Origin of the sequence: Pseudomonas canadensis (assembly GCF_030980095.1) — a bacterium.
Classification (GTDB): Bacteria; Pseudomonadota; Gammaproteobacteria; order Pseudomonadales; family Pseudomonadaceae; genus Aquipseudomonas; species Aquipseudomonas canadensis.
The window spans coordinates 2,748,975-2,772,569 of sequence record NZ_CP133298.1 but is presented as its reverse complement, the minus strand read 5'-3'; the positions used below and the strand labels follow the sequence as shown (position 1 = coordinate 2,772,569).

Below are 23,595 nucleotides of genomic sequence, written 5' to 3'. Positions count from 1 at the left end.
ATAAGGCGCTCGACCAATGACCAGAGTTCACCGCTCTCGCTTAACCACCTCTGTTACGCCCACGGAACCTACAAGACAAAGCCTGCAGGCGGCACCTGAGAACCCGGCGGCCGCCAAAGTCGTCGGACTTTTTCAGGCACGTCAAAACGGGCAAATGGAGCGCTCGCAACCCGAATACGCCGAAAATATGCCCAAACACGCGCCGCAGCGGCTCCTTGATCTGCTCAGCTACACGGTGACAGAAGAGCAGCCAAGTCTGGCCGAACAGATCAGTCAGTTGGTACAAGGCACCGGTAAGTCACTCACAGACGAAGCAGTGCTGCACAATGAAGTCGAGCGGCTGCTGAACCAGCCAAGCGCGCTCAATCCGCAAAAAACTTACACCCAGCTTATTGACGAAATACTCCAAAACCCGTCACGCGCCATGCCTAACAAAGCCCATGGTTTTTCTCGAGTGCGCCGAGAACTGGGAAATGCCGCCCCTGCGCAAAACGCAGGCGACACTGCGGTCCAGCAGTTCGCCAATGCCTTGGTTGAAGACAGCGACAGCCAACTGGCGATTAACTTCGCCAATCATCTGATCCGCATTCGGGTGAATGCGACCCCATACAGCCTCGCTAGTGCAGCCCCAATTGCCATCCCGCCCAGCTCAACGTTCGGGCTTGCCTGGAACGAACTGGCTGACGCACTCGAAGCGGAGCCTTTCAAGACCTTTGCCCAAACCAAAGGTATTGATATTTCAAGTCTTGTCATCAAGGCCAATGGAGACCTGACTGGGCGGATACACACTCAAACCTTCAGCCTCTCTTTGACACAAGATCCCGAATGGGCGAACGCTTCATCTGCCGTTTTGACCGCGTCGAACAAAATGCGCGGGGACATCACGTTCCGCGACCGAGGGCACGCACCAGCGGAGGACGTCGCAGGCTTTTATCTGGAGCGCAACAACCGCTTCAACAGTGACGACACGCTAATGGCGATTGATCGGCTGATGAGAGAGAGAAACTTCAGTTCGATAAGTAATACCGACAGCTACTACGCGGCTCGATACGTCCCAGTCCAGGAGCGCCAAAAGGACGCCAAACAACAGCTTGCAAACCTGCCACCTTCCCGGTTGAACCGACTACTGGCAGATTTCGCGCCCGCGTCGGCGGCACAAAAAATCAAGGACGCCGATCAGGCCCTGGCCCGCCTGAGCAGCCAAGCGATTGGCACGTTGTCAGGGTTCACGATTGAAGAACTGCCCGAGTACTCGACCTTCAACCTCGTACGTAACAACCTCAAGGAGGCGCTGAACGGCGTTGCCTTTACGGCGTTCGCAAAGGAACAAAACCTTGACGTGTCGAGCGTCCGGATCTTTTCGGAGGACGGAACCTTGATAGGCAAAGTCAATGGCGTCGACACCACCTTCGTTTTGAACGGCCTCTCCGGTTGGTCCGACGTCTGGCCGCAAGTACAGCCTGCGGTAGAACGTATGGCGACAGGCTCAGGCGACTACGTGTATTACCCCAGCGCACGCTCTGCAGAGGTTTCAGAAGTGCTCCGTTTTTACGCGGAAGAAGGACTGCCTCGAAATGACTTCCCTAAGCCTGGCTGGGAGCGAAGAGTGCACGAAGCGAGTCTGCGCAGAAGTGCCAAAATCACTCAAGTCGACGGCTTCAAGGCATTGGTCGGCACGCCCACTGACGATGCCCGCTCGCTGAGCGTACGCGCGGCGCAGCAGGCTGTCATAGTGCAACTCACTGGAAAACCACTGCACCTTACGCCGCTTGAAACCCTGGCGGCAGCAGCCAAGGCCAACGTGCCACAGACCACCCCCGCACCGCCCGTAAACGCGGCACCAGGCCCCGACACGCCAGAAGACACCTTGGCACGTGCCGAAGCCGAACTGGTCGGCACTACACATCGCGTGATGCTTGAGCTCAAGAGCGACCCGACCCCTCCTGCATCAAAAAAGATTGCACCGATCCCGGCCAACAGCCTGTTCGGACAATGGCGGGCTTACTTGGACAAAGCCCTGAAGAGCAGCGGTTTTACCGAGTGGGCCGCGAAACAGGGCATTGACCTGAGCGCCTTGCGCTTTGACCCAACGGACCGCGCGCTGATCGGCAAGGTCGGTGGTGTTGAGCAGCGTTTTACCGCCACTGACTTCACGAAAAAATACCCGGAAGCGCATTTTGACGTGCTCACGCCAGTGTTGACCGCTGCCGAGGCATTCACCGCACACGGAAAACCGATCACGCTGGCTCAGGCCAACGACAGCAGCGCATCCTTTGAGTGGGTGGCCAATTTCTATTCCATCAGTACCGACTACGGCAGCGAGGCGTTCACGCGACACACGGAGCTGATGGGCCGAACATTGGAGTTTCCAACGCCACCTGAAAACCCACGAAAAATCGTGAGCTGGCTGAACCAGCGCAAAACCGCGTTAGGCGACAGCAATGATAGGTATGCGCTGATCCATCAGCTTAAATCCGGGAATGTTGATAACGACGCCACAACCGGCTTTACGGTGGATCCGGACTCCAGCCACCAGCCCAAGGGCACCACGACACTCCAGAAGTTTCTGTCAGACCACGGCTGGTACGGCGCGACGTGGGCCGCACAGGTCGATAACTTGCTGCTGGCGTTGCAAACCGAGATCCCGCAGGCACCTCCCTTAGGCAACCAATGGGGCTTCTTGTCCACGGACCTACCGTTGAGTGCCGAGCAACGCGACGCCGTAGGTAGGTTTGTCAAAACGGCTATTGGCAACCACGGCACCCTTCTCAGTTTCTTGAGTTCCGGCGTTTCCCACCTGAGCAGCGACCCTGATCAAGCACTGCAACAGCTCCTCGCCAGTGACATCGCCCAAGAACTCGCCGCGAACCTGCAAACCGCAATGACGGGCGCTGCCACCCCAACCAGCCTTAAGCAATGGCTATTGACCGCCGTTGTGTTGGAGCTTGATCCAACGGCCGGCACCCAGCGCAATATCGTCGCAGGTTTCGACTTCATGTGGTCTGGGAGATGGGGCTACGGCGCCGACAAGATGCATGAGTGGTTCAGCCAAAATTTGGCCAAAACCAAGGAGATCCCGGCAAACCTCCTCCCGGCAGTCACACGCTTGTTAATGTCAGGCGCTGCGCCACATCTGTTGGTAAAAGACTTACCCTCGACGCTGACGCTCGGCTCCACGGAATGGCTCAGCTTTTCAACGGCGGTGAATCTAATCGAACTGCTAGGTGCCGGTGCCAGCGCAAACATGACTTACCAGCAGGTCATGGACTTTCATAAGATCAAGCCCATTTCAGCAGATGAAAACCGCTTACACGCCATCGCCCAACTGAACCCGGTGATTGATTGGGCAGTCATCAATAACCATCTTGTGAAAAATGACAACGACGAATACAGCCTCGAACAACTGAACGACAGCCAGGAAAAACTCAATACGCAGATCAAGGAGACCTCGCAAGCCAAGCGTTACCTGCGAACCTTCGAACCACCAAGCAGAAGGGCCATGGCCCTGGCGGCACTGAAAGAGAAATTTGGCTCAGCCATCGATTTTGAGCGCCCGGTCCTATGGGAAAAGGTTGCGGGCGGGCTCTTTTCCGGCATTCACGCAAGCATCGTCGAGGTCTATGAGGCTGGCCGCCTGGGTGAAAGTTGGCGTACACACCAACCAGGTCTGAACTTCGAAGACCTGCGCAAAAAGGCACATGAGTTGCCGGATATCAACGAGCAATTCGACAAAGCCATCCAACCAGACTTCACCCAGCGCAGGGCCAGTACGATTTCCCTGTTCAAAGATATGCTCAGCAAGTTGCCGCTGGGAGAGCGCAATAGCCTTAACTTTGGCGCGGTGGAACTTCTGCAAGTGGAAGGTGCCGCCGGTGGCATCATCATAACCTCCGTCTACGAAGGCGTGAGGAGGGATTTCGCGGTCTATCCGGCAACTGGGCAAATCGTCAAAATCCCCGACATTGATCCATTAACGCCGCTAGACAAAAAAGTCAGCCTTGTTATCGACATGGACGCGCTCAAAAACGGGACAGAGCCCAAACAGGGTGTCACCTCCGATGTTGTATTGAGGGAAAGCGAGCAATTCATCCTCATCGAGCGTGCTGACGACGACAAACGCCCTGAGTTGCGTGAAAGGCTCTTCCTTGAACGCCCTGCAAGTGACACGTCCTCCGTTTACGACGGCGAGAGGATGGAGGACCTCGCCAAGGTGCTGGTTGACACGGCCTACCTGCGCAAAAGTACCTTCGTCGCTACCCACCGTGGGTTGCACAATGCAGTTGAACAGGGAGTAGAACCCAGCGACTTCTTCAAAGGTCTTTTACGTGCCCTTCCAGGCGGCAGCAGCCTTGAAGATATTTACCACGGTGAATACGTCAAAGCGGCGGGTGATCTACTCATTGATATCGCGCTCTACGTGGCCACTGAAGGCGCTGGGAAAATATGGACGCTAGCAAAAACAGGTGTTGCGTGGGCCACTGCCAAGGTTTCCGACAAGTTTGTCGAGAAGTTCGGAGCAGAAGAAGCCGAAAGCATTGCACTCAAGGATGTAAGCGCCGCCAGCACCTCGAATTCGATCAACTCATTGAGCCGCATGCAGGATAGCCGCATTGCAGAGTACACGGCAGACATGGCCGACGGCAGAGTCATACGTTCCGACATCCAGAACCAAGTCAAGGTCACCACAGTATTGCAGGACGGTAAATGGTACGCCTACGACGCCAAGACACAGACGGCTTATGGCCCCGCCCTGGAGGGTTTTATCTCGGATACATCAGCCCCCCTGCGCCAAGAGACTTTCTCAAGCGGCACTCAAGCCCTGGTAACTGAAAAGCCCCTGGCCGCCGATGCATATTCCCTGCCTCGCGCCCATGGCTTCGACCTGGTCAATGAGGGCAAGGTCTACCGTTACGATGCCCGAAATCCCAATGTGCTCACCGACCTGGAGTCGGCCGACCACTTTAAGCCCTTGGATAAGGTCGAAGCGATCTGTGAGGCACCGTCCGTTGGCGGCAGAGCCAAACGCGGTGCCAATGATGCGTGCTTCTCCAAAATCATTGGGAACACTCCCAACGAATTGACTCAGGAGCTACAAGCACTTGAGCATGTGCGCTTGTTCCCCTCACCGTCGAAGCTTTTCAGAAAGGATCAATTTGTCGTCTTCGAACGACGCCGCTACCAAGTGATTGAAAGCGAAACAGGGCCTCAACTTCACCCGACGCTGGACAACAAGCCCATCACCTACAAATCGCTGATAACCGGCAGCATCAAACATGATCCACAGTTTGGCCTTTACGTTGGGCAAACCAACGAAGCACTGAACCAGGAAACGCGTGTTATCAAGCTCAACAGCATCAGCGATATCAGTGACGACAAGCGCGAAGTTCGCGCGGTCATCGTTAACGGTCGAACGCTTGGTGACACCGAAAAGTACCTGGTGATCGAGGCGGACACCGCGCAGTTTTATTACGCGAAACTGAATACCACGGCATCCGGTGAACTCACATTCTTTAAAACCACACCCAACGACCTATCACTCGTAAATGGCTATCGGAATAAATTCAGCACCCGCCAAGGCGTGGCCAGAACACCACTGGATGCCGAATTCATCGCCCTGCCCAAACTGGACTCGGCGCTGGCAGAGTTGAAACGTTCGGGTTACCAGAAAAAAGATGTCGACGAGTTAGGTGCTTTCGTTAAAAACATGACGAAGGAGCAGCAGCGCGAGGTGCTCTATCAGTTGCAACGTAGCGAAGCGATTGGGAAGGCGAATATCGCCCTGAAGCCAAATCAAGTAACCGCTCTGACAACGCCTGCGAACTTCTCGACGTTAACAGCCGAGCAGCAAAACACACTCCTGGCGCAGCAGGTAAAAGACACGGTAACCCGTTCCATGACGGCCACCGGGCTAGGCCCAGGCAACCGGATACGCTCAGCATCGGATATTGCACGAGCAGACGCAGCCAGCCAGACCGTCGAATGGTTGCGTCGAAGCATTCCCAGCAGTGCGCGGAATCGCTCTGACATGATTTTGAAAGCCGGCGCCGGCAATTGCGGAGAAATGGCCCTGCTTTCGAGGGACATCATCAAAAAGAGTGGTGGCAATGCCTACGAATGGGCAGCCTCAGATGCTCACGCATTCACTGTGGTGGGCGGCCCCTCCGGGCTACCTGCAGCAACGGTCGACTTCTCGGAACCTGAGTGGACGGATGCCTGGGTTGTCGACCCGTGGGCAGGCATTGCCAGCCCCGCTCGTGAGTACACGCAAAAATTGAAAGCGGTCATGACGCAATGGGAGCGTGATGGCATAAAAATAGTGGACGGCAACAAGACCATAAGCCCACTGGACAAAGACTGGATGGGTGCCCTTATCACGAAACCGAAGACGCCGTATCCTCACGGTTATATCAACCCCTAAACCCCTGCTGCGCCGGGCGAAAAACGCACGCAGTTGCAGTGCAGCGATTTTCGCCCAGGCCGGGCAGTGAAAAGTTTCAGCCACCCCCAAAGACAGTGCAAAAAAGTATCAGTCCCAGTGTTCCCAAGGATTTGTCACAGCGCAATTAGAAGGCTGTAATCAACGCACACTCTTCCTGACTCCCTGTGGGAAGACACAACAACAATAACTGTCCTTCTGTAGCCCCGTGGGCGCGGAAATGGAGTGCGCGATGAAGTTCACAGCAAAAGCCCTGCTTGTCTCTACCTGCATGATGACCTGCATGACCCTCAGCGCCGTCAGCCTTGGCGCGCAGACCCTGACCATTGCCACCGTCAACAACAGCGACATGATCCGTATGCAGAAGCTCTCGAAAACCTTCGAGACCGAGCATCCGGAGATCAAGCTGAACTGGGTGGTGCTCGAAGAAAACGTGCTGCGCCAACGCCTCACCACCGACATTGCCACACAGGGCGGGCAGTTCGACGTGTTGACCATCGGCATGTACGAAGCTGCACTGTGGGGTGCCAAAGGTTGGCTGGAACCGATGAAGGACCTGCCGGCGTCCTACGACCTCGATGATGTATTCCCTTCGGTGCGTGACGGTTTGTCCGTCAAGGGCTCGCTGTACGCCCTGCCCTTCTACGCCGAAAGCTCGATCACCTATTACCGCACCGACCTGTTCAAGGACGCCGGGCTGACCATGCCCGAACACCCGACCTGGACCCAGATCGGCGAATTCGCCAGTAAACTCACCGACAAGACCAAAGAGCAATACGGCCTGTGCCTGCGCGGCAAAGCCGGTTGGGGCGAGAACATGGCGCTGATCACCACCCTGGCCAACGGCTACGGTGCGCGCTGGTTCGATGAGAAGTGGCAGCCGGAATTCAACGGTCCAGAATGGAAAGACGCGCTGAACTTCTACGTCGACAACATGAAGAAATCCGGCCCGCCGGGTGCTTCCAGCAACGGTTTCAACGAAAACCTGGCGCTGTTCAACAGCGGCAAGTGCGCAATCTGGGTCGACGCCAGCGTGGCGGGCTCATTCGTCACCGACAAGACCCAAAGCAAAGTGGCTGAGCATGTCGGCTTTACCTTTGCCCCGCACGAGAAGACCGACAAAGGCACTTCATGGCTGTACTCCTGGAGCCTGGCGATCCCTACCAGCTCCAAGGCCAAGGACGCCGCCAAGGTGTTCACCAGCTGGGCGACCTCTAAAGAATACGGCGCCTTGGTCGCCAAGACCGACGGTGTTGCCAACGTGCCGCCAGGCACGCGCAAATCAACCTACAGCGACGAGTACATGAAGGCCGCGCCGTTTGCCAAGGTGACCCTCGAATCGCTGAAAGTCGCAGACCCGACCAAACCGACGCTCAAGCCGGTGCCGTATATCGGTATCCAGTTGGTGACCATTCCTGAGTTCCAGGCGATCGGGACGCAGGTCGGCAAGTTCTTCTCGGGCGCGCTGACGGGTCAGCAGACAGTGGATGCTGCATTGACCGCCGCGCAGACCACCACCGAGCGTGAAATGAAGCGGGCCGGTTATCCCAAGTAACCTCCCTGACCTGTAGGAGCGAGCTTGCTCGCGAAAAAGGTACATCCGAAGCCGCACTGGGCCTGGAATGCCTTCGCGAGCAAGCTCGCTCCTACAGGGGTTTTGCGCACCTGCCTCTAATCGGTCTTGATTACCATGAATACACCCGCCAAAAACCGCCTGGCCAACCCCGGCTGGTTCCTTGTCAGCCCCTCGGTGGCCTTGCTGCTGCTGTGGATGATCGTGCCGCTGGGCATGACCCTGTACTTTTCGCTGATCCGCTACAACCTGCTCTACCCCGGCGAAAACCAATTCGTGGGGTTGGAGAACTTCACCTACTTCATCACCGATTCGGGCTTCCTGCCCGGCGCCACCAATACCTTGTTGCTGGTGGGCAGCGTGTTGCTGATCAGCGTGGTGTTCGGTGTGCTGATCAGCGCCCTGCTGGAGGCCAGTGAGTTCTTCGGCCGTGGCTTGGTGCGAGTGTTGTTGATTTCGCCGTTCTTCATCATGCCCACTGTGGGCGCGCTGATCTGGAAGAACCTGATTTTCCACCCGGTCTCGGGGATTCTCGCCGCCGTGTGGAAGTTCTTCGGCGCAGAACCCGTGGACTGGCTGGCGCACTACCCGTTGCTGTCGATCATCATCATTGTGTCGTGGCAGTGGCTGCCCTTCGCGATTCTGCTGCTGATGACCGCCATGCAGTCCCTCGACCAGGAACAAAAGGAAGCCGCGCGCCTGGACGGTGCCGGCGCCATCGCGATTTTCTGGCACCTGACCCTGCCCCACCTGGCCCGCCCGATTGCCGTGGTGGTGATGATCGAGACGATCTTCCTGCTCTCGGTGTTCGCTGAAATCTTCACCACCACCAACGGTGGCCCCGGCTACGCCTCGACCAACCTCGCCTACCTGATCTACAACCAGGCGCTGGTGCAGTTCGACGTGGGCATGGCGTCGGCCGGCGGCTTGATTGCCGTGGTCATCGCCAATATCGCGGCGATCATCCTGGTGCGGATGATCGGCAAAAACCTGACTGACAAGCCTTGAGGGCCGCGCCATGACGCTTCAACAATCCCGCCGCCTGCAAAGCCTGTTGCTCGGCACATTGGCCTGGGCCATCGCGATCCTGATCTTCTTCCCGATCTTCTGGATGGTGCTGACCAGCTTCAAGACCGAAATCGACGCGTTCGCCACGCCGCCGCAGTTCATCTTCACGCCGACGCTGGAGAATTACCTGCACATCAACGAGCGCAGCAATTACTTCAGCTACGCGTGGAACTCGGTACTGATTTCCTTCAGCGCAACGGCGCTTTGCCTACTGATCTCGGTGCCAGCGGCCTACTCCATGGCGTTCTACGAAACCCAGCGCACCAAAGGCACGTTGCTGTGGATGCTGTCCACCAAGATGCTGCCGCCGGTGGGCGTACTGATGCCGATCTACCTGTTGGCCAAGAGCTTTGGCCTGCTGGATACGCGCATTGCGCTGATCATCATCTACACCCTGATCAACCTGCCGATTGTGGTGTGGATGGTTTACACCTACTTCAAGGACATCCCCAAGGACATCCTCGAAGCCGCGCGCCTGGATGGCGCGACCCTGTGGCAAGAGATGGTCCGCGTACTGTTGCCGATTGCCAAGGGCGGCCTGGCGTCTACCGTGTTGCTGTCGCTGATCCTGTGCTGGAACGAGGCGTTCTGGTCGCTGAATCTGACCTCTTCCGCCGCTGCGCCGTTGACCGCGTTGATCGCCTCCTACTCCAGCCCCGAAGGCTTGTTCTGGGCCAAATTGTCCGCCGTGTCGACCTTGGCCTGCGCGCCGATCCTGATCTTTGGCTGGATCAGTCAGAAACAGCTGGTGCGCGGTTTGTCCTTTGGCGCCGTTAAATAATAATTCCTAGCGGAGGCTCATCATGGCCAACCTGAAAATCAAGAATCTGCAAAAAGGCTTCGAAGGCTTTTCCATCATCAAGGGCATCGACCTTGAAGTGAACGACAAGGAATTCGTGGTCTTCGTCGGCCCGTCGGGCTGCGGTAAGTCCACCCTGCTGCGCCTGATCGCCGGCCTGGAAGAGGTCAGCGAAGGCACCATCGAACTGGACGGCCGCGATATCACCGAAGTGACCCCGGCCAAGCGTGACCTGGCGATGGTGTTCCAGACCTACGCGCTGTACCCGCACATGAGTGTGCGCAAGAACATGTCGTTTGCCCTGGACCTGGCCGGTGTCGACAAGAAGCTGGTGGAGAGCAAGGTCAGCGAAGCGGCGCGCATCCTGGAGCTGGGCCCGCTGCTGGAGCGCAAGCCCAAGCAGCTGTCCGGCGGCCAGCGTCAGCGTGTGGCCATCGGCCGCGCGATTGTGCGTAACCCGAAGATCTTCCTGTTCGACGAACCGCTGTCCAACCTCGACGCCGCCCTGCGCGTACAGATGCGCCTGGAACTGGCGCGCCTGCATAAAGAGCTGCAAGCGACCATGATCTACGTAACCCACGACCAGGTTGAAGCCATGACCCTGGCCGACAAGGTGGTGGTGCTGAACAGTGGCCGTATCGAGCAGGTCGGTTCGCCGCTGGAGTTGTACCACCAGCCGGCCAACCTGTTTGTGGCGGGTTTCCTCGGCACGCCGAAGATGGGTTTCCTCAAAGGCAAGGTCACCCGTGTTGAAAGCCAACGCTGCGAAGTGCAGTTGGACGCTGGCACGTTGATCAACCTGCCGCTGAGTGGCGCCACCTTGAGCGTGGGCAGTGCAGTGACCCTGGGCATTCGTCCGGAACATCTGGAAATTGCTTCCCCGGGCCAAACCACCCTGACCGTCACCGCCGACGTCGGCGAGCGCCTGGGCAGCGACACTTTCTGCCACGTCATCACCGCCAACGGCGAGCCCCTGACCATGCGGATTCGCGGCGACATGGCCAGCCAGTACGGCGAGACGCTGCACCTGCACCTGGACCCGGCGCACTGCCACCTGTTCGACACCGACGGTGTAGCCGTGGCCCGCCCACTGCGCGCCGCCGCCTGAATTCGCGAGACTTTGCTGATGAAACTGAATAAACAGAACCTCACCCAGTTAGCGCCGCATGTGAAACTGCCGGCCTACGCGATTGCCAGTACCACGCAGGGCATCGCCCATATTGGCGTCGGCGGTTTCCATCGCGCGCATCAGGCGTATTACACCGACGCGCTGATGAACACCGGCATCGGCCTGGACTGGAGCATCTGCGGCGTCGGCCTGCGGGCCGAAGACCGCAAGGCCCGCGACGACCTGGCCGGCCAGGACTACTTGTTCACCTTGTATGAGCTGGGCGATACCGACGACACCGAAGTGCGTGTGATCGGCTCGATCAGTGACATGTTGCTCGCCGAAGACGGCGCCCAGGCGCTGATCGACAAGCTGGCTGACCCGGCGATCCGTATCGTCTCGTTGACCATCACCGAAGGCGGCTACTGCATCGACGACAGCAACGGTGAATTCATGGCTCACCTGCCGCAGATCCAGCATGATCTGGCGCACCCGCGTGCGCCAAAGACCGTGTTCGGCTTCATCTGCGCCGCCCTGACCCAGCGTCGCGCTGCGGGCACACCGGCGTTTACCGTAATGTCCTGCGATAACCTGCCACATAACGGCGCCGTGACGCGCAAGGCACTGCTGGCCTTCGCTGCCTTGCACAATGCCGAGCTGCACGACTGGATCAAGGCCAACGTGAGCTTTCCGAACGCCATGGTCGACCGCATCACACCGATGACCAGCACCGCGCACCGCCTGCAATTGCATGATGACCACGGCATTGACGATGCCTGGCCGGTGGTGTGCGAACCTTTTGTGCAATGGGTGCTGGAGGACAAGTTCGTCAACGGTCGCCCGGCCTGGGAAACGGTCGGCGTGCAGTTCACCGATGACGTCACGCCGTATGAAGAAATGAAGATCGGCCTGCTCAACGGCAGCCACCTGGCACTGACCTACCTGGGGTTTCTCAAGGGTTATCGGTTTGTGCACGAGACCATGAACGACCCGGTGTTTGTCGCCTACATGCGCGCCTACATGGACTTGGACGTCACGCCAAACCTGGCGCCAGTGCCGGGCATCGACCTGACGGACTACAAGCAGACGCTGGTGGATCGCTTCTCCAACCAGGCGATTGCCGACCAACTGGAGCGCGTGTGCTCGGATGGCTCATCGAAGTTTCCCAAATTCACCGTACCGACCATCAATCGCCTGATTGCCGATGGCCGCGAGACTGAGCGTGCGGCGCTGGTAGTAGCGGCGTGGGCGCTGTACCTCAAGGGTGTGGACGAGAATGGCGTGAACTACAAGATTCCCGATCCGCGTGCGGAGTTTTGCCAGGGGCTGGTGAGTGATGAGGCGTTGATCAGCAAACGGCTGCTGGGGGTGGAAGAGATTTTTGGCAAGGCTATTCCCAATTCGCCTGAGTTTGTGGCAGCGTTCGAGCGGTGCTATGCAAGCCTGCGTGACAATGGAGTCACCGCAACCCTGCAAAACCTCCTGAAGAAACCGAATTAACACTGTGGGAGCGGGCTTGCTCGCGAATGCGGTCTGTCAGAGACAAATGTATCGACTGAAACACCGCATTCGCGAGCAAGCCCGCTCCCACTTTTTGATCGGGTTAACACTCCAAAAAATAAGACTGCTGAGCACCCCATCATGACCCAGCAAAACCTGTTTCTCGGAATCGACTGCGGCACCCAAGGTACCAAGGCCATCGTCCTCGACGCCTCCAGCGGCAAGGTACTGGGCCTCGGCGCGGCGGCCCACACCCTGATCAGCGGCGCCAATGGCCGTCGCGAGCAGCATACCCAGGAATGGCTGGACGCCTTTACCGAAGCCACCCATCGCGCCCTGCAACAGGCAGGCGTGGACGGCCAGGACATCCTCGGCATCGGCGTTTCCGGCCAGCAACATGGTTTGGTGCTGCTGGATAACCAAGGCCAGGTACTGCGCCCGGCGAAACTCTGGTGCGACACCGAGACCGCGCCGGAAAACGACCGACTCTTGCAGCACCTGGGTGGTGAACGCGGTTCCCTGGAACGTCTCGGCGTGGCGATTGCACCGGGCTACACCGTGTCCAAGCTGTTGTGGACCCGCGAGCAGCACCCGGACATCTTTGCGCGCATCGCGCATATCCTGCTGCCCCATGATTACCTCAATTACTGGCTCACCGGCCGCGCCGCCGCCGAGTATGGTGATGCGTCGGGCACCGGCTACTTCAACGTGCGCACCCGCGAATGGGATGTGGCGCTGCTCAAGCACATCGACCCGAGCGGACGCCTTGAAAACGCCTTGCCACAACTGATCGAGGCCGATCAAAGCGTCGGCACGATTCTTCCGGCGATTGCCGAACGCCTGGGCATCAACCCCAACGCCATCGTCTCCAGCGGCGGTGGCGACAACATGATGGGCGCCATCGGCACTGGCAACATTGCCCCTGGCGTGATCACCATGAGCCTCGGCTCGTCGGGCACCGTGTATGCCTTTGCCGACCAACCCAGCGTCAGCCCGCAAGCCTCGGTGGCCACCTTCTGTTCATCCAGCGGCGGCTGGCTGCCGTTGATCTGCACCATGAACCTGACCAACGCCACTGGGGTGATCCGCGAGCTGTTCGACCTGTACCTGACCGCGTTCAACGCCCTGGTCGAGCAAGCGCCCATCGGCGCCGACGGCGTGAGCATGCTGCCGTTTCTCAACGGCGAACGCGTGCCCGCCCTGCCCCACGCCACCGGCAGCCTGCACGGCTTGACCATGACCAACCTGACCCGCGCCAACCTGTGCCGCGCGGTGGTCGAAGGCACCACCTTCGGCCTGCGCTACGGCCTGGACCTGCTGCGCCAGACCGGCCTGCAAAGCCAGAGCATCCGCTTGATCGGCGGCGGTTCGAAAAGCCCGGTCTGGCGGCAGATGGTCGCCGATATCATGAACACCGAAGTGGTCTGCACCGAACAAAGTGAAGCCGCCGCCCTGGGCGCGGCGATCCAGGCGGCGTGGAGCCAGTCCGGCGAGCCACTGGCCAGCCTGTGCGACAAATGTGTGAGCGTCGACCCGGCCAGCCGTACTCTGCCGGTAGCGGCCAGTGTCAGTGCGTATCAACAAGCCTACGAGCGCTACCAGCAGCTTGTGGCAACCCTTTAAGAGCGAACGACTATGTATCTGGTGTGTGGTGAAGCGCTGTTTGATTTTTTCAGCGAGGAAGACGCCAGCGGGCAGGCTTCCAAAGTCAATTACAAGGCGATTGCGGGCGGTTCGCCGTTCAATGTCGCGGTAGGCTTGCGCCGCCTGGGTATCGAGGCGGGTTTGTTCGGCGGCTTGTCCACCGACTTCCTTGGCCGCCGCTTATTGCAGGTGCTCAAGGATGAGGGCGTCAGCGAGCGGTTCCTGGTGGAATTCGCCGCGCCGACCACCTTGTCGATGGTCGCCGTGGGCGCCAATGGCTCACCGCAGTACAACTTCCGTGGCGAAGGCTGCGCCGACCGACTGCTGGACGTCAGCCATCTGCCCGAGCTGGGCGATGACATCCGTGGCCTGCATATCGGCTCGTTCTCGCTGGTGGTGCAACCGATCGGCGACACCTTGCTGAGCCTGGTCAAGCGCGAAAGCGGCAAGCGCCTGATCAGCCTCGACCCCAACGTGCGGCTCAACCCGCAGCCGGATATCCAGCTGTGGCGCGACCGCGTAGGCGAGTTGGTCAAACACGCCGACCTGATCAAAGTCAGCGACGAAGACCTGCACTTGCTCTACCCCGATCAGTCGCCGGAAAGCGTGCTGCAGGGCTGGCTGCAGCATCGTTGCCAGTTGGTGTTCCTCACCCGTGGTGGCGACGGCGCCAGTGTGTTCAGCCGACAGCATGGCCACTGGTCGGCGCCGGCAGTCAAGGTGGTAATGGCCGATACCGTGGGGGCGGGTGATACCTTCCAGGCCGCGTTGATTGCCTGGTTGACCGAGCAGCAGCGTGACTCGGTAGAGGGCCTGCAACAGCTCACCCGTGGGCAAATCGACGCCATGCTGGGTTTTGCAATCCGTGCTGCGGCGTTGACCTGCACCAAGACCGGTCCGGACCTGCCTTACCGCCACCAGGTGAGCTGAACCCGGCAGCAACATGACCAATGTGCCACCACGCAGGCCACGTATTCCGTGGCCTGCGCGCGTTTATATAAAAATTGCCATGTGGGAAAACTGTGCTAAACCCACAACAGGAGCAGTAATTACAACACATGCAGGACAGACCCATGCAAAAGAGCAACGGTTTTTCAACCCGCGCCGTTTTAGCTGTCGGCCTCCTCTCACTGCAGTACACCACACCACCACAATCCTACGCTGCCTGCACACTCACGCCCGGCCCGGGCAACGACACATTTATTTGCGACAGCGGCACCAGTGCCGGCCTGACCGATCTCCTTGGCAATAACCGCCTGACCCTGCCTGAAGGTAGCAGCGGCATCATCAACGGCAGCGTCATCTTCGGTCCGGGGACAGACGCCGTGCGGATCGACTCCGGCCAGATCACCGGTGCTTTACAGCAAGGCGCCGGCAGCGATGATTTCATCATGACCGGAGGGCAGATCCAATCCTTGGCACAGGGTGACGGCCGTGACACCTTCCTGATGACTGGCGGCATCATCGTCGGCGAGGTCGTGGACGGCGACGTGTCGAAGCAAACCGGTGGCACCATCGGTCGGGTCGACATGAAGCTCGACAAGAACCTCTATGACATGTCTGGCGGCGCAATCCTGGGCAACCTGGTCACCGGTTTCGATACCGATACGATCATCGTCTCGGGCGGCAGCATTGGTGGCAATATCAGCACCAGCGGCGGCGACGACAGCATCACGGTCAGCGGCGGCGTGATCAATGGCGAGATCCGTGCCAGCGTCGGCAATGACACGTTCAACTGGCTCAATGCCGGCCAGATCAAATCGGCGGTGCTGATGGGCGATGGCAACGACACCGCGCTGCTGCGCGGCCTCAGCGAAAGCCTGCTGGCTGCCACGCCCTCCATCGACGGCGGCCTGGGCAACGATCAACTGACCTTCGACAGCACGACGTCCAGCACGGCGTCCCGCTACATCGGCTGGGAGACGGTCAATCTCAACAACAGTTCGCGCTTCGACCTGGCGGGAGATTTTTTCCTGGGTGACAGCGCGAGCAATACCGGCACCTTCAACATTGACGGCAGCAGTACGCTGGCCGTGACCCAAGGCAGCGTGCGGCCCTATCTCGCCGGCCAACTGGCGACGCTGAACAATGCCGGCAAGATCGACATGACCACCGGCAGCGCCACCGCCAACGATGCGCTGACGGTGCATGGCAACTACGTGGGCAATAACGGCCAGTTGTGGCTGCAAACCGTGCTGGGCGATGAAAACTCCGCGACGGACAAGCTGGTGGTATCCGGTGGCACGCTGAGCGGTCATACCGAATTGGCGGTGAGCAACCTCGGCGGCGTCGGGGGCTTTACCCGCAATAACGGGATCGAGGTGGTGCAGGCGCTCAACGGCGCGGTGAGCAGCACCGATGCCTTCTCGTTGAAGAGCTCGGTCTCGGCCGGGGCCTATGAATATTTGCTGTTCAAGGGCGGCGTGACGGCCGGTACCGAAAACAACTGGTACCTGCGCTCGTCGGTGGTTGCCGTGCAACCGCCGGCGGTGCCACCCGTGCCACCGACACCACCGGTGGTGGTGCCCGTACCGCCGATTCCAGCGACACCGCCGGTGGTCGACTCCGACGAGCCGCCGGTGGAACCGCCGACCTCGCAACCCGTCGCGCCGGTCGAGCCCCCCGCCCCGCCGCCCAGCCAGGTTGCAGCAGGCAACTCGCCGGAATCCGCCGCGAGCAACCCGGCGCTGCCGACCGCCATTGCCGGTGCCGAGCCCATCCCGCTGTACCGCTTGGAAGTGCCGGAGTATTCGGTGGTGGTGCCCGCCGCACAGTTGATGACCCTGCAAGCGCTGGGCACCTTTCATGATCGCCAAGGCGAGCAAAGCCTGCTGACCGAAACCGGCGCGGTACCGGCTGGCTGGGGGCGTGCCTATGGCAGCGACTTCAACAAGCACTGGTCGGGCACCGTGGCGCCAAGCTTCGACGGCTCGGTCAAGGGCTATCAGGTCGGTCATGACCTGTATGCATCCGAAACCAGCGGCGGGCAGATCCAGCGCTTCGGGCTGTTTATCGGCCAGAGTCGCCTGAGCGGGGACGTGAAAGGATTCTCGATGGGCTGGCAGAACAATCGCTCCGGGCGGGTCAAACTCGATGGCGATAACTTCGGTGCCTACTGGACGCTCACCGATCCGACCGGCGGGTATGTGGATCTGGTTGCGATGGGCACGCGCCTGAAGGGCGACAACAAGTCCGAGCGGGGCATAAAGATGGACACCAAGGGCCATGCCCTGGCGCTGTCCGCCGAAGCCGGCTACCCGATTGCCGTTTCCGAGCATTGGGTCGTGGAACCGCAGGTCCAGGTAATCCGCCAGACGATCGACCTGGACAGCCAGAACGACGGTATTTCCAGGGTGTCATTCGACTCCCAGGATTACTGGACCGGCCGCCTCGGCGCCCGCCTCAAGGGCCGCTACCTGGTGAATAACACGCCTGTCGAACCTTATCTTCGGGCCAATGCCTGGCGCACCTTCGGTGGCAGCGACACGGTGACCTACGATGATGTGGACCGCATCAAGAGCGATCACAAGTCATCCACGGCGGATGTGGGTGTGGGCGCGGTTGCTCGGCTGTCGCCTTCGGTGAGCGTCTACCTGGCCGCAGACTACAACACCAACCTGGACGGCAACGCGATGGAGGGTGTCAGCGGTAATGCCGGGGTGCGGATGAGTTGGTAAAGATGAAGGTTTTGTCAGCCAGGCAAACATTAATCGATGGTTAATCCCGCGAGTCGAGAGTGAAGCTGTACCCACTTGCGGAGAACCACCATGAAACTGCGCACGTTTATGCTCGGCGGCACCCTGGCACTGGCAGCAGTGTCAGGCCTGGCCCAGGCTGACGATCAGACAAACGCCGTCAAAACCGTGCCTTACCAGTACGGCATGCCGATGGATATCGCCAAGGTATTGGCCATGAACGAAACCCCGACCAATGACTGCAAAGTCATCAAGGCCGATATCAAGTTCCTGGACAAGGCCGGGAAAGTGGAAGATGTCAGCTACCGGAAGATGTCCGAAGCCTGCGATTTCCAGAACTGATCGACAGGCCTGAACAGCATTGGGCCTGGCAATCACCAGGCCCACAGGTCAAGCGTCAAGCATTTTCAGTAAGCGCGCCCTCCTACGCGTTGCAGGATGGGGGTATGTGCGTGTTTGAGGTCCTCACGCAACCCGGCGATCAGGTTGCAAATCGCTCGACTGCTGTCGAGTTTGTCCGCGTTGATCCCTTTGACTTCCAAATCGACCCGGTCACGGTCACGGTCGTCGTAAACCTTGATCGTCAGCGAAGCATCTTCGGCTTTGGTGCATTCGCACCGTTTAGGCAGGAAACTTCCTTCAATAATGCTGCGAAGTTCTAATTCCGAAAGCATGGTCAACCTCTCCTTTTCTGAGACTGCCAACAGATTGTTGTGTATCCGACGAGCTCATGCCCGCCGCGCCTTGCCGGCCCTGGAAGACGCTTGTAACACCCAAGCCTACTCGGCAAAATCGGCCTTCGTTGTAACTTTTCCTCATAAGCCACATGCCGAGATATATAAGTAAAAGTCTGCGGTTTGAATCTTCGTCGAACCTCAGCGATTAAACGTTTAACTCTGGACTCAAAATTCATTGCAGGCCTGTGCGGCGACCCTTTCGGCAACATGTCGCAAACTATCGAAGTTGATGTTCGCTCCGGAATTGATCGCCACCAAGGTCTGTTTGCGCAGGCCATGATGGGCGACGTACTTGCGCACGCCCGCCACTGCCAACGCGCCAGAAGGCTCGGTGATTGAGCGCGTGTCGTCGTAGATCAGCTTGATGGCGCTGCACAGTTCGTCGTTGGTGACCGTGATAACGTCATCCACCCAATCCCGGCAGATTTCAAACCCGTAGGCCCCTACCTGCGCTACCGCCGTGCCGTCGGCAAACCCGTCGACACTGGGCAGCAGCACCCTTTCGCCGGCACGCAGCGCTGCCAACAGACAGCTTGAACCCTCGGGCTCGACGCCGATGATGCGCACCTCGGGCCGTAGGTATTTGACGTAGGCGGCAACCCCGGCAATCAGTCCACCACCGCCTACCGGTACGAAGATCGCATCCAACGGGCCCTGTTGCTGACGCAGAATTTCCATGGCTACAGTGCCCTGACCGGCGATCACATCCGGGTCGTCGAAGGGCGAGACAAAGGTGCAACCGGATGACTCAGCCAGTTGCAGCGCGTGGGCCAGGGCAAAGGGGAAACTCTCGCCATGCAGCACGGCTTCAGCGCCACGGGAACGTACGCCGAGCACCTTCAACTCCGGCGTAGTGCTGGGCATGACGATCCGCGCCTGGATCCCCAACTCCCTTGCTGCCAGCGCCACGCCCTGGGCATGGTTGCCAGCCGATGCGGTGACCACGCCGCGCGCCTTTTGCTCGTCGCTCAACTGCACCAGTTTGTTGTAGGCGCCCCGAATCTTGAAGGAAAACGTTGGCTGCAAGTCTTCGCGCTTGAGCAGCACCTGGTTGCCCAGCAACGCTGACAATGCGGGTGCGGGTTGCAACGGCGTGCGCACTGCCAGGTCGTAGACCGGCGCGGCGAGGATCTTTTTTACGTAATGCTCAAGGAGTGCCGAGTCGGCGGTGCAGGTGCTCATAGGTGTTTCCTGGCTTTTTGTTCAAGGCCCAGGAGACGGAAAAACAAAACCCGCCTCTAGGGCGGGTTTGGGTACAGCCGTGCGCTATCCCGCCAAATGAGGAATGGCGGTAATAATGCTTGGCTGGCTGCGAAAAGGTTGAAAGGTCATGCCACGAAATTAACCGTCCCCGGCCGGACAAGTCAACAAAAGGTTTACTTGGAACATACGAAACGTATACGCTTTGTATATCAACCTAGCACAGTGAACCCCATGGGCATCGTCAAGATCACCGACCAACTGCACGAACAACTGCGCCTGGCCAGCGCTGCGATGGACCGTTCCATCAACGCCCAGGCCGAATTCTGGATCAAGATCGGCCTGCTCGCCGAGCTCAATCCTCACCTGCCCTACAATGAATTGATCAACAAACTGTTGCTGGACAAACCCGACCTGATCCGGGGGCGCAGTTGATGATCAAGACTGCCGCCCAACTGGCCGTGATGCGTGAATCCGGGCGCCTGCTGGCCCAGGTCTTTACCATGCTTGACGGGTTTGTCGCCGTTGGCCGCTCCACCCTGGAGCTGGACGCCGCCGTCGAAGCCTTCATCCGCAACGACCTCAAGGCCCGCCCCGCCAGCCTGGGGCAATACGACTACCCCTTCTCCATCAACACCTCGATCAACGAGGTGGTGTGCCACGGCATGCCCAGCGCCAAGGACATCCTCAAGGACGGCGACATCATCAACATCGACATCACCTTGGAAAAAGGCGGCTACATCGCCGATTCCAGCAAGATGTACATGATCGGCACCGTCGCCCCCAAGGCCCGGCGCCTGGTGGAGATGACTTTCGAAGCAATGTGGGCCGGCATCCGCCAGGTCAAGCCCGGCGCGCGCCTGGGCGATATTGGCCACGCTATCCAGAGCCATGCGCAAGCCAACGGCTACAGCGTGGTCCGCGAGTATTGCGGCCACGGCATTGGCCGACAGATGCATGAAGAACCACAGGTCCTGCACTTTGGCCGTCCCGGCACCGGGTTGGAACTGCGTGAAGGCATGGTGTTTACCGTGGAGCCGATGCTCAACCAGGGCAGCTCGAAAGTACGCAGCCTCAAGGATGGCTGGACGGTGGTGACCAAGGACAACAGCCTGTCGGCGCAGTGGGAACATACCGTGGCGGTGACGGCGGATGGGTTCGAGGTCTTGACCTTGCAACCCAGCGCCTGAACGACGCACCCCTGTAGGAGCCGGCTTGCCGGCGATGGCATCGCCTGAAACACCGCGTTTCCTGCATCGCCGGCAAGCCAGCTCCTACAAGGACCGGTGTTCACACGACATTGGCGCCCCCGGCTATTCGCTTGAGTCCCAACACCATCAAGCCCGCCCCAAGCCCCATCGCCGCCAGAAACAACGGATACGACACCCACCACGGCGTCCCCGCCGTCATCATGCTGAACTCCGACATGCCGCCAATGCTCGCAATCAGGTTCAGCGGCAGGAACACCACGTTGATCAGCGTGAGCTTGCGCAGCAGGTTGTTCATGCTGTTGTTCATCAGGTTGCCGCGGGCGTCGATCAGCCCGGAGAACACGTTGGAATAGATCTCCGCCTGTTTGTAGCACTGGTGGTTCTCGATGATCAGGTCGTCGATCAGCGCGAGTATTTGCGCACTGAAGTGTTCCTTTTCTGCATGATTGCGCAGCCGCGACAGCACCGCGCCGTTGCTGTGCAGCGCGTTGATGTAATAGATCAGGCTTTCGCTGAGGCTGAACATCTGCATCAGGTGGTGGTTGCTCATGGACGCATTGAACTGCTGCTGCAATTCCCGTGCGACCAGCTTGATCACCTTGAGGTGGCCCAGGTAGTGGTGAATGTTGTTGAGCAACAAGTCGAGCAATACATCCAGCGGCGTGTGTAACGGGCGGCGCTTGCCGAGGCCGGTCAGCGGGGTTTCGTCGGTGGCGATCACCAGCAGGCGGCCAGGCGAAAACAGCAGGCCGCAGGACGACACCTCGAACACCAGGTTGCCGCCACCGGAGTAGTTTTCCGGGCGTTTCCAGATCAGGAACAGATTGTCCGGGTGAAACTCGATGCGCGAGACCTCATCGGGGTCCAGCGCCGAGGCCAGGGCATGCTCGTCGAGCTTGTGGTGGTCGCGCAGCCACTCGCGCTCGGCAAGGTCAGGGTTGTTGAACAACTGGATCGGGGCATCATCACTTTCCCCACTCTGCAACTTGCCATCGGTCAGTTGAAAACGCTGGATCATCGCCGGGTCACCAGACCTGGCCCTGACGCTTCAACTCCAGGCGCCGCACAAACTCCTCCAGCACCAGCCCATACAGATCGTCCTGCAAATAGGTATCTTCGATACCTGCGTCCAGGTTGGGGTTGTCGTTGACTTCGATCACCACCACCTTGTCGCCGGACTGCTTGAGGTCGACGCCGTAGAGGCCATCGCCGATCAGGTTCGCGGTCTTCACGGCCAGCTCCACCACCGCCTTGGGCGCTTCATGGACCGCCAGGGTACGGCATTCACCGTTGATGTCCTGGCCGATGGCCTTGTGGTTGTAGATCTGCCAGTGGCCCTTGGACATGAAGTACTGGCAGGCAAAGATCGGCTTGCGATTAAGGATGCCGATGCGCCAGTCGTACTCGGTGTAGAAGAACTCCTGGGCCAGCAACAGCACCGAATGTTCGAACAACTCGGCAGTAGCCTTGAGCAAGGCTTCCTGGCTTTCGACCTTGATCACGCCGCGGGAGAAACAGCCGTCGGGGATCTTCAGCACCAGCGGGAACCCCAGGCGCTCGCCGACCCGTTCGAAGTCTTCCGGTCGCTCCTTGTAGAGGATTTCGGTGGCGGGCATGCCCAGTTGGTGACTGTTGAGCAGGTCGGTGAGGTAGACCTTGTTGGTGCAGCGCAGGATTGACGCCGGGTCGTCCATCACCACCAGGCCTTCGCTTTCGGCTTTCTTGGCGAAGCGGTAGGTGTGGTTATCGACGCTGGTGGTCTCGCGGATCAGCAAGGCGTCGTATTCGGCCAGGCGCGAATAGTCCTTGCGCTCGATCAGCTCCACATCGATGCCCAGGCCCTTGCCAACGCGGATGAAATTATCCAGGGCCTTGGCATTGGAAGGCGGCAATTGCTCTTGAGGGTCGTGCAGGATGGCCAGGTCATAACGGGCCAGGCGACGTGAACGCGGCTGGCGCCAGATCTTGCGGCTGAAGTTGTCCAGCGCGTGGGCGAATTGATCTTCCTGATCGTCGCGCAACTTGTGCAGCACGCCCGATTTAACGCCTTCAATGTGCCAACCGTTATTCTTTTTAAAATCAACTAACAAGATCGGGCACGGAAAGGCTTCAAACAACTGACGGGCCAAATCTTGCAACGGCTCTATATTGGTCCGACCAAAATAAAGTGTCAGGGTAAAGCCTTCGGTATTGCTGTAAAGATGATGACTCAAGGCTTTATCGAGGGTTTTATCCAGGTCGTCCAAGGCCAGGCCGTACAGCGACTTCTTCGTCAGTTCGCTGATGGTGCGCACCGACGGAATCACCTTGTGCCCGCGGGCTTCGGCCAGCAGCGAGCAGTAATAACCGTGCCCCAGGTACTTGTAGCTGCGGCACAGGTTGATCACCTGTACGCGCTTGCCACTCTCGTTTTCACGGGTCTGTTCCAGGTATTCCTGGGCGGTGACGATGTCTTCGCTGGGAAAGTAGGAGGCCCAATCTTCCTTGCGCTCGACAATGATCACGACTTGACTGCTAGCTTTCGGTGGTGCGGAAAAATAACTTTTATTAGTTATTGTCGCCGCGAGGGTTTGCTCGGATACTTCACGCCAATGACCTTGTACCGCCGACATAATATTTGATCC

The 23,595-nt window shown here is 59.1% G+C and carries 15 protein-coding genes and 1 pseudogene; 12 read left to right on the top strand and 4 right to left on the bottom strand.

Going from position 1 to position 23,595, the window contains the following annotated elements:
• Positions 1–16 precede the first annotated feature (16 nt).
• From RB216_RS12665 to RB216_RS12620, 10 genes are all read left to right on the top strand, one after another.
• Positions 17–6,418, top strand: a complete 6,402-nt coding sequence (locus RB216_RS12665) for a hypothetical protein (protein ID WP_308908775.1) — start codon at positions 17–19, stop codon at positions 6,416–6,418.
• Between the two features lie 289 nt (positions 6,419–6,707).
• A complete protein-coding gene (locus RB216_RS12660) occupies positions 6,708–7,991 on the top strand; it encodes an ABC transporter substrate-binding protein (protein ID WP_372514806.1) in 1,284 nt (427 codons plus the stop codon).
• Positions 7,992–8,126: 135 nt separating this feature from the next.
• Entirely contained in the window at positions 8,127–9,017 is an 891-nt protein-coding gene (locus RB216_RS12655) for a carbohydrate ABC transporter permease (protein ID WP_032864136.1), read from the top strand.
• Between the two features lie 10 nt (positions 9,018–9,027).
• The gene (locus RB216_RS12650) at positions 9,028–9,858 is read left to right on the top strand and encodes a carbohydrate ABC transporter permease (RefSeq protein WP_003173672.1); all 831 of its coding nucleotides are present in this window, start codon (positions 9,028–9,030) and stop codon (positions 9,856–9,858) included.
• A gap of 22 nt (positions 9,859–9,880) precedes the next feature.
• On the top strand, positions 9,881–10,984 hold the full coding sequence (locus RB216_RS12645) for an ABC transporter ATP-binding protein (protein WP_028615939.1): 1,104 nt from the start codon (positions 9,881–9,883) through the stop codon (positions 10,982–10,984).
• 18 nt (positions 10,985–11,002) lie between these two features.
• Positions 11,003–12,484 (top strand): mannitol dehydrogenase family protein, encoded by a 1,482-nt coding sequence (locus RB216_RS12640; protein ID WP_028615938.1) that lies wholly within the window; start codon positions 11,003–11,005, stop codon positions 12,482–12,484.
• 141 nt (positions 12,485–12,625) lie between these two features.
• Positions 12,626–14,107 carry a xylulokinase gene (xylB, locus tag RB216_RS12635; protein WP_308908774.1) on the top strand — a complete coding sequence of 494 codons (1,482 nt, stop codon included), beginning with the start codon at positions 12,626–12,628 and terminating at the stop codon, positions 14,105–14,107.
• Positions 14,108–14,119: 12 nt separating this feature from the next.
• Positions 14,120–15,058, top strand: a complete 939-nt coding sequence (locus RB216_RS12630; RefSeq protein ID WP_028615936.1) for a carbohydrate kinase family protein — start codon at positions 14,120–14,122, stop codon at positions 15,056–15,058.
• 143 nt (positions 15,059–15,201) lie between these two features.
• Positions 15,202–17,805 (top strand): autotransporter family protein, encoded by a 2,604-nt coding sequence (locus RB216_RS12625; protein WP_308908773.1) that lies wholly within the window; start codon positions 15,202–15,204, stop codon positions 17,803–17,805.
• 90 nt (positions 17,806–17,895) lie between these two features.
• Positions 17,896–18,165: a DUF2790 domain-containing protein gene (locus tag RB216_RS12620; protein WP_028615934.1), complete on the top strand. Its 270-nt coding sequence runs from the start codon at positions 17,896–17,898 to the stop codon at positions 18,163–18,165.
• Positions 18,166–18,230: 65 nt separating this feature from the next.
• Here RB216_RS12620 and RB216_RS12615 read toward each other — a convergent pair whose 3' ends face one another.
• Positions 18,231–18,497 carry a DUF1652 domain-containing protein gene (locus RB216_RS12615; protein WP_028615933.1) on the bottom strand — a complete coding sequence of 89 codons (267 nt, stop codon included), beginning with the start codon at positions 18,495–18,497 and terminating at the stop codon, positions 18,231–18,233.
• A gap of 258 nt (positions 18,498–18,755) precedes the next feature.
• Positions 18,756–19,742 (bottom strand): annotated as a pseudogene (gene ilvA, locus RB216_RS12610) (threonine ammonia-lyase, biosynthetic); the annotation flags it as partial.
• A 252-nt stretch (positions 19,743–19,994) separates the two neighbouring features.
• Here ilvA and RB216_RS12605 point away from each other — a divergent pair.
• Positions 19,995–20,195, top strand: a complete 201-nt coding sequence (locus tag RB216_RS12605; protein ID WP_003190946.1) for a ParD-like family protein — start codon at positions 19,995–19,997, stop codon at positions 20,193–20,195.
• Positions 20,195–20,950 carry a type I methionyl aminopeptidase gene (gene map, locus RB216_RS12600; RefSeq protein WP_028615932.1) on the top strand — a complete coding sequence of 252 codons (756 nt, stop codon included), beginning with the start codon at positions 20,195–20,197 and terminating at the stop codon, positions 20,948–20,950. Before RB216_RS12605 ends, map begins: the two co-directional genes overlap by 1 nt.
• A 100-nt stretch (positions 20,951–21,050) precedes the next feature.
• On the opposite strand, the gene RB216_RS12595 is transcribed toward map, so the two are convergent.
• Positions 21,051–21,989 carry a magnesium transporter CorA family protein gene (locus tag RB216_RS12595; protein WP_308908771.1) on the bottom strand — a complete coding sequence of 313 codons (939 nt, stop codon included), beginning with the start codon at positions 21,987–21,989 and terminating at the stop codon, positions 21,051–21,053.
• A 7-nt stretch (positions 21,990–21,996) separates the two neighbouring features.
• Positions 21,997–23,583, bottom strand: coding sequence for a RimK family ATP-grasp domain-containing protein (locus tag RB216_RS12590; RefSeq protein ID WP_308908770.1), 1,587 nt, complete (start codon positions 23,581–23,583; stop codon positions 21,997–21,999).
• Between the last annotated feature and the right edge of the window lie 12 nt (positions 23,584–23,595).

What these genes read in the sequence shown, in the direction of transcription:
- RB216_RS12625 (WP_308908773.1), top strand. Translation starts at nt 15,202, where the DNA reads ATGCAAAAGAGCAACGGTTTTTCAACCCGCGCCGTTTTAGCTGTCGGC.
- xylB (WP_308908774.1), top strand. Translation starts at nt 12,626, where the DNA reads ATGACCCAGCAAAACCTGTTTCTCGGAATCGACTGCGGCACCCAAGGT.
- RB216_RS12665 (WP_308908775.1), top strand. Translation starts at nt 17, where the DNA reads ATGACCAGAGTTCACCGCTCTCGCTTAACCACCTCTGTTACGCCCACG.
- RB216_RS12645 (WP_028615939.1), top strand. Translation starts at nt 9,881, where the DNA reads ATGGCCAACCTGAAAATCAAGAATCTGCAAAAAGGCTTCGAAGGCTTT.
- RB216_RS12590 (WP_308908770.1), bottom strand. Translation starts at nt 23,583, where the DNA reads ATGTCGGCGGTACAAGGTCATTGGCGTGAAGTATCCGAGCAAACCCTC.
- RB216_RS12660 (WP_372514806.1), top strand. Translation starts at nt 6,708, where the DNA reads ATGATGACCTGCATGACCCTCAGCGCCGTCAGCCTTGGCGCGCAGACC.
- RB216_RS12655 (WP_032864136.1), top strand. Translation starts at nt 8,127, where the DNA reads ATGAATACACCCGCCAAAAACCGCCTGGCCAACCCCGGCTGGTTCCTT.
- RB216_RS12640 (WP_028615938.1), top strand. Translation starts at nt 11,003, where the DNA reads ATGAAACTGAATAAACAGAACCTCACCCAGTTAGCGCCGCATGTGAAA.
- RB216_RS12605 (WP_003190946.1), top strand. Translation starts at nt 19,995, where the DNA reads ATGGGCATCGTCAAGATCACCGACCAACTGCACGAACAACTGCGCCTG.
- RB216_RS12615 (WP_028615933.1), bottom strand. Translation starts at nt 18,497, where the DNA reads ATGCTTTCGGAATTAGAACTTCGCAGCATTATTGAAGGAAGTTTCCTG.
- map (WP_028615932.1), top strand. Translation starts at nt 20,195, where the DNA reads ATGATCAAGACTGCCGCCCAACTGGCCGTGATGCGTGAATCCGGGCGC.
- RB216_RS12620 (WP_028615934.1), top strand. Translation starts at nt 17,896, where the DNA reads ATGAAACTGCGCACGTTTATGCTCGGCGGCACCCTGGCACTGGCAGCA.
- RB216_RS12650 (WP_003173672.1), top strand. Translation starts at nt 9,028, where the DNA reads ATGACGCTTCAACAATCCCGCCGCCTGCAAAGCCTGTTGCTCGGCACA.
- RB216_RS12595 (WP_308908771.1), bottom strand. Translation starts at nt 21,989, where the DNA reads ATGATCCAGCGTTTTCAACTGACCGATGGCAAGTTGCAGAGTGGGGAA.
- RB216_RS12630 (WP_028615936.1), top strand. Translation starts at nt 14,120, where the DNA reads ATGTATCTGGTGTGTGGTGAAGCGCTGTTTGATTTTTTCAGCGAGGAA.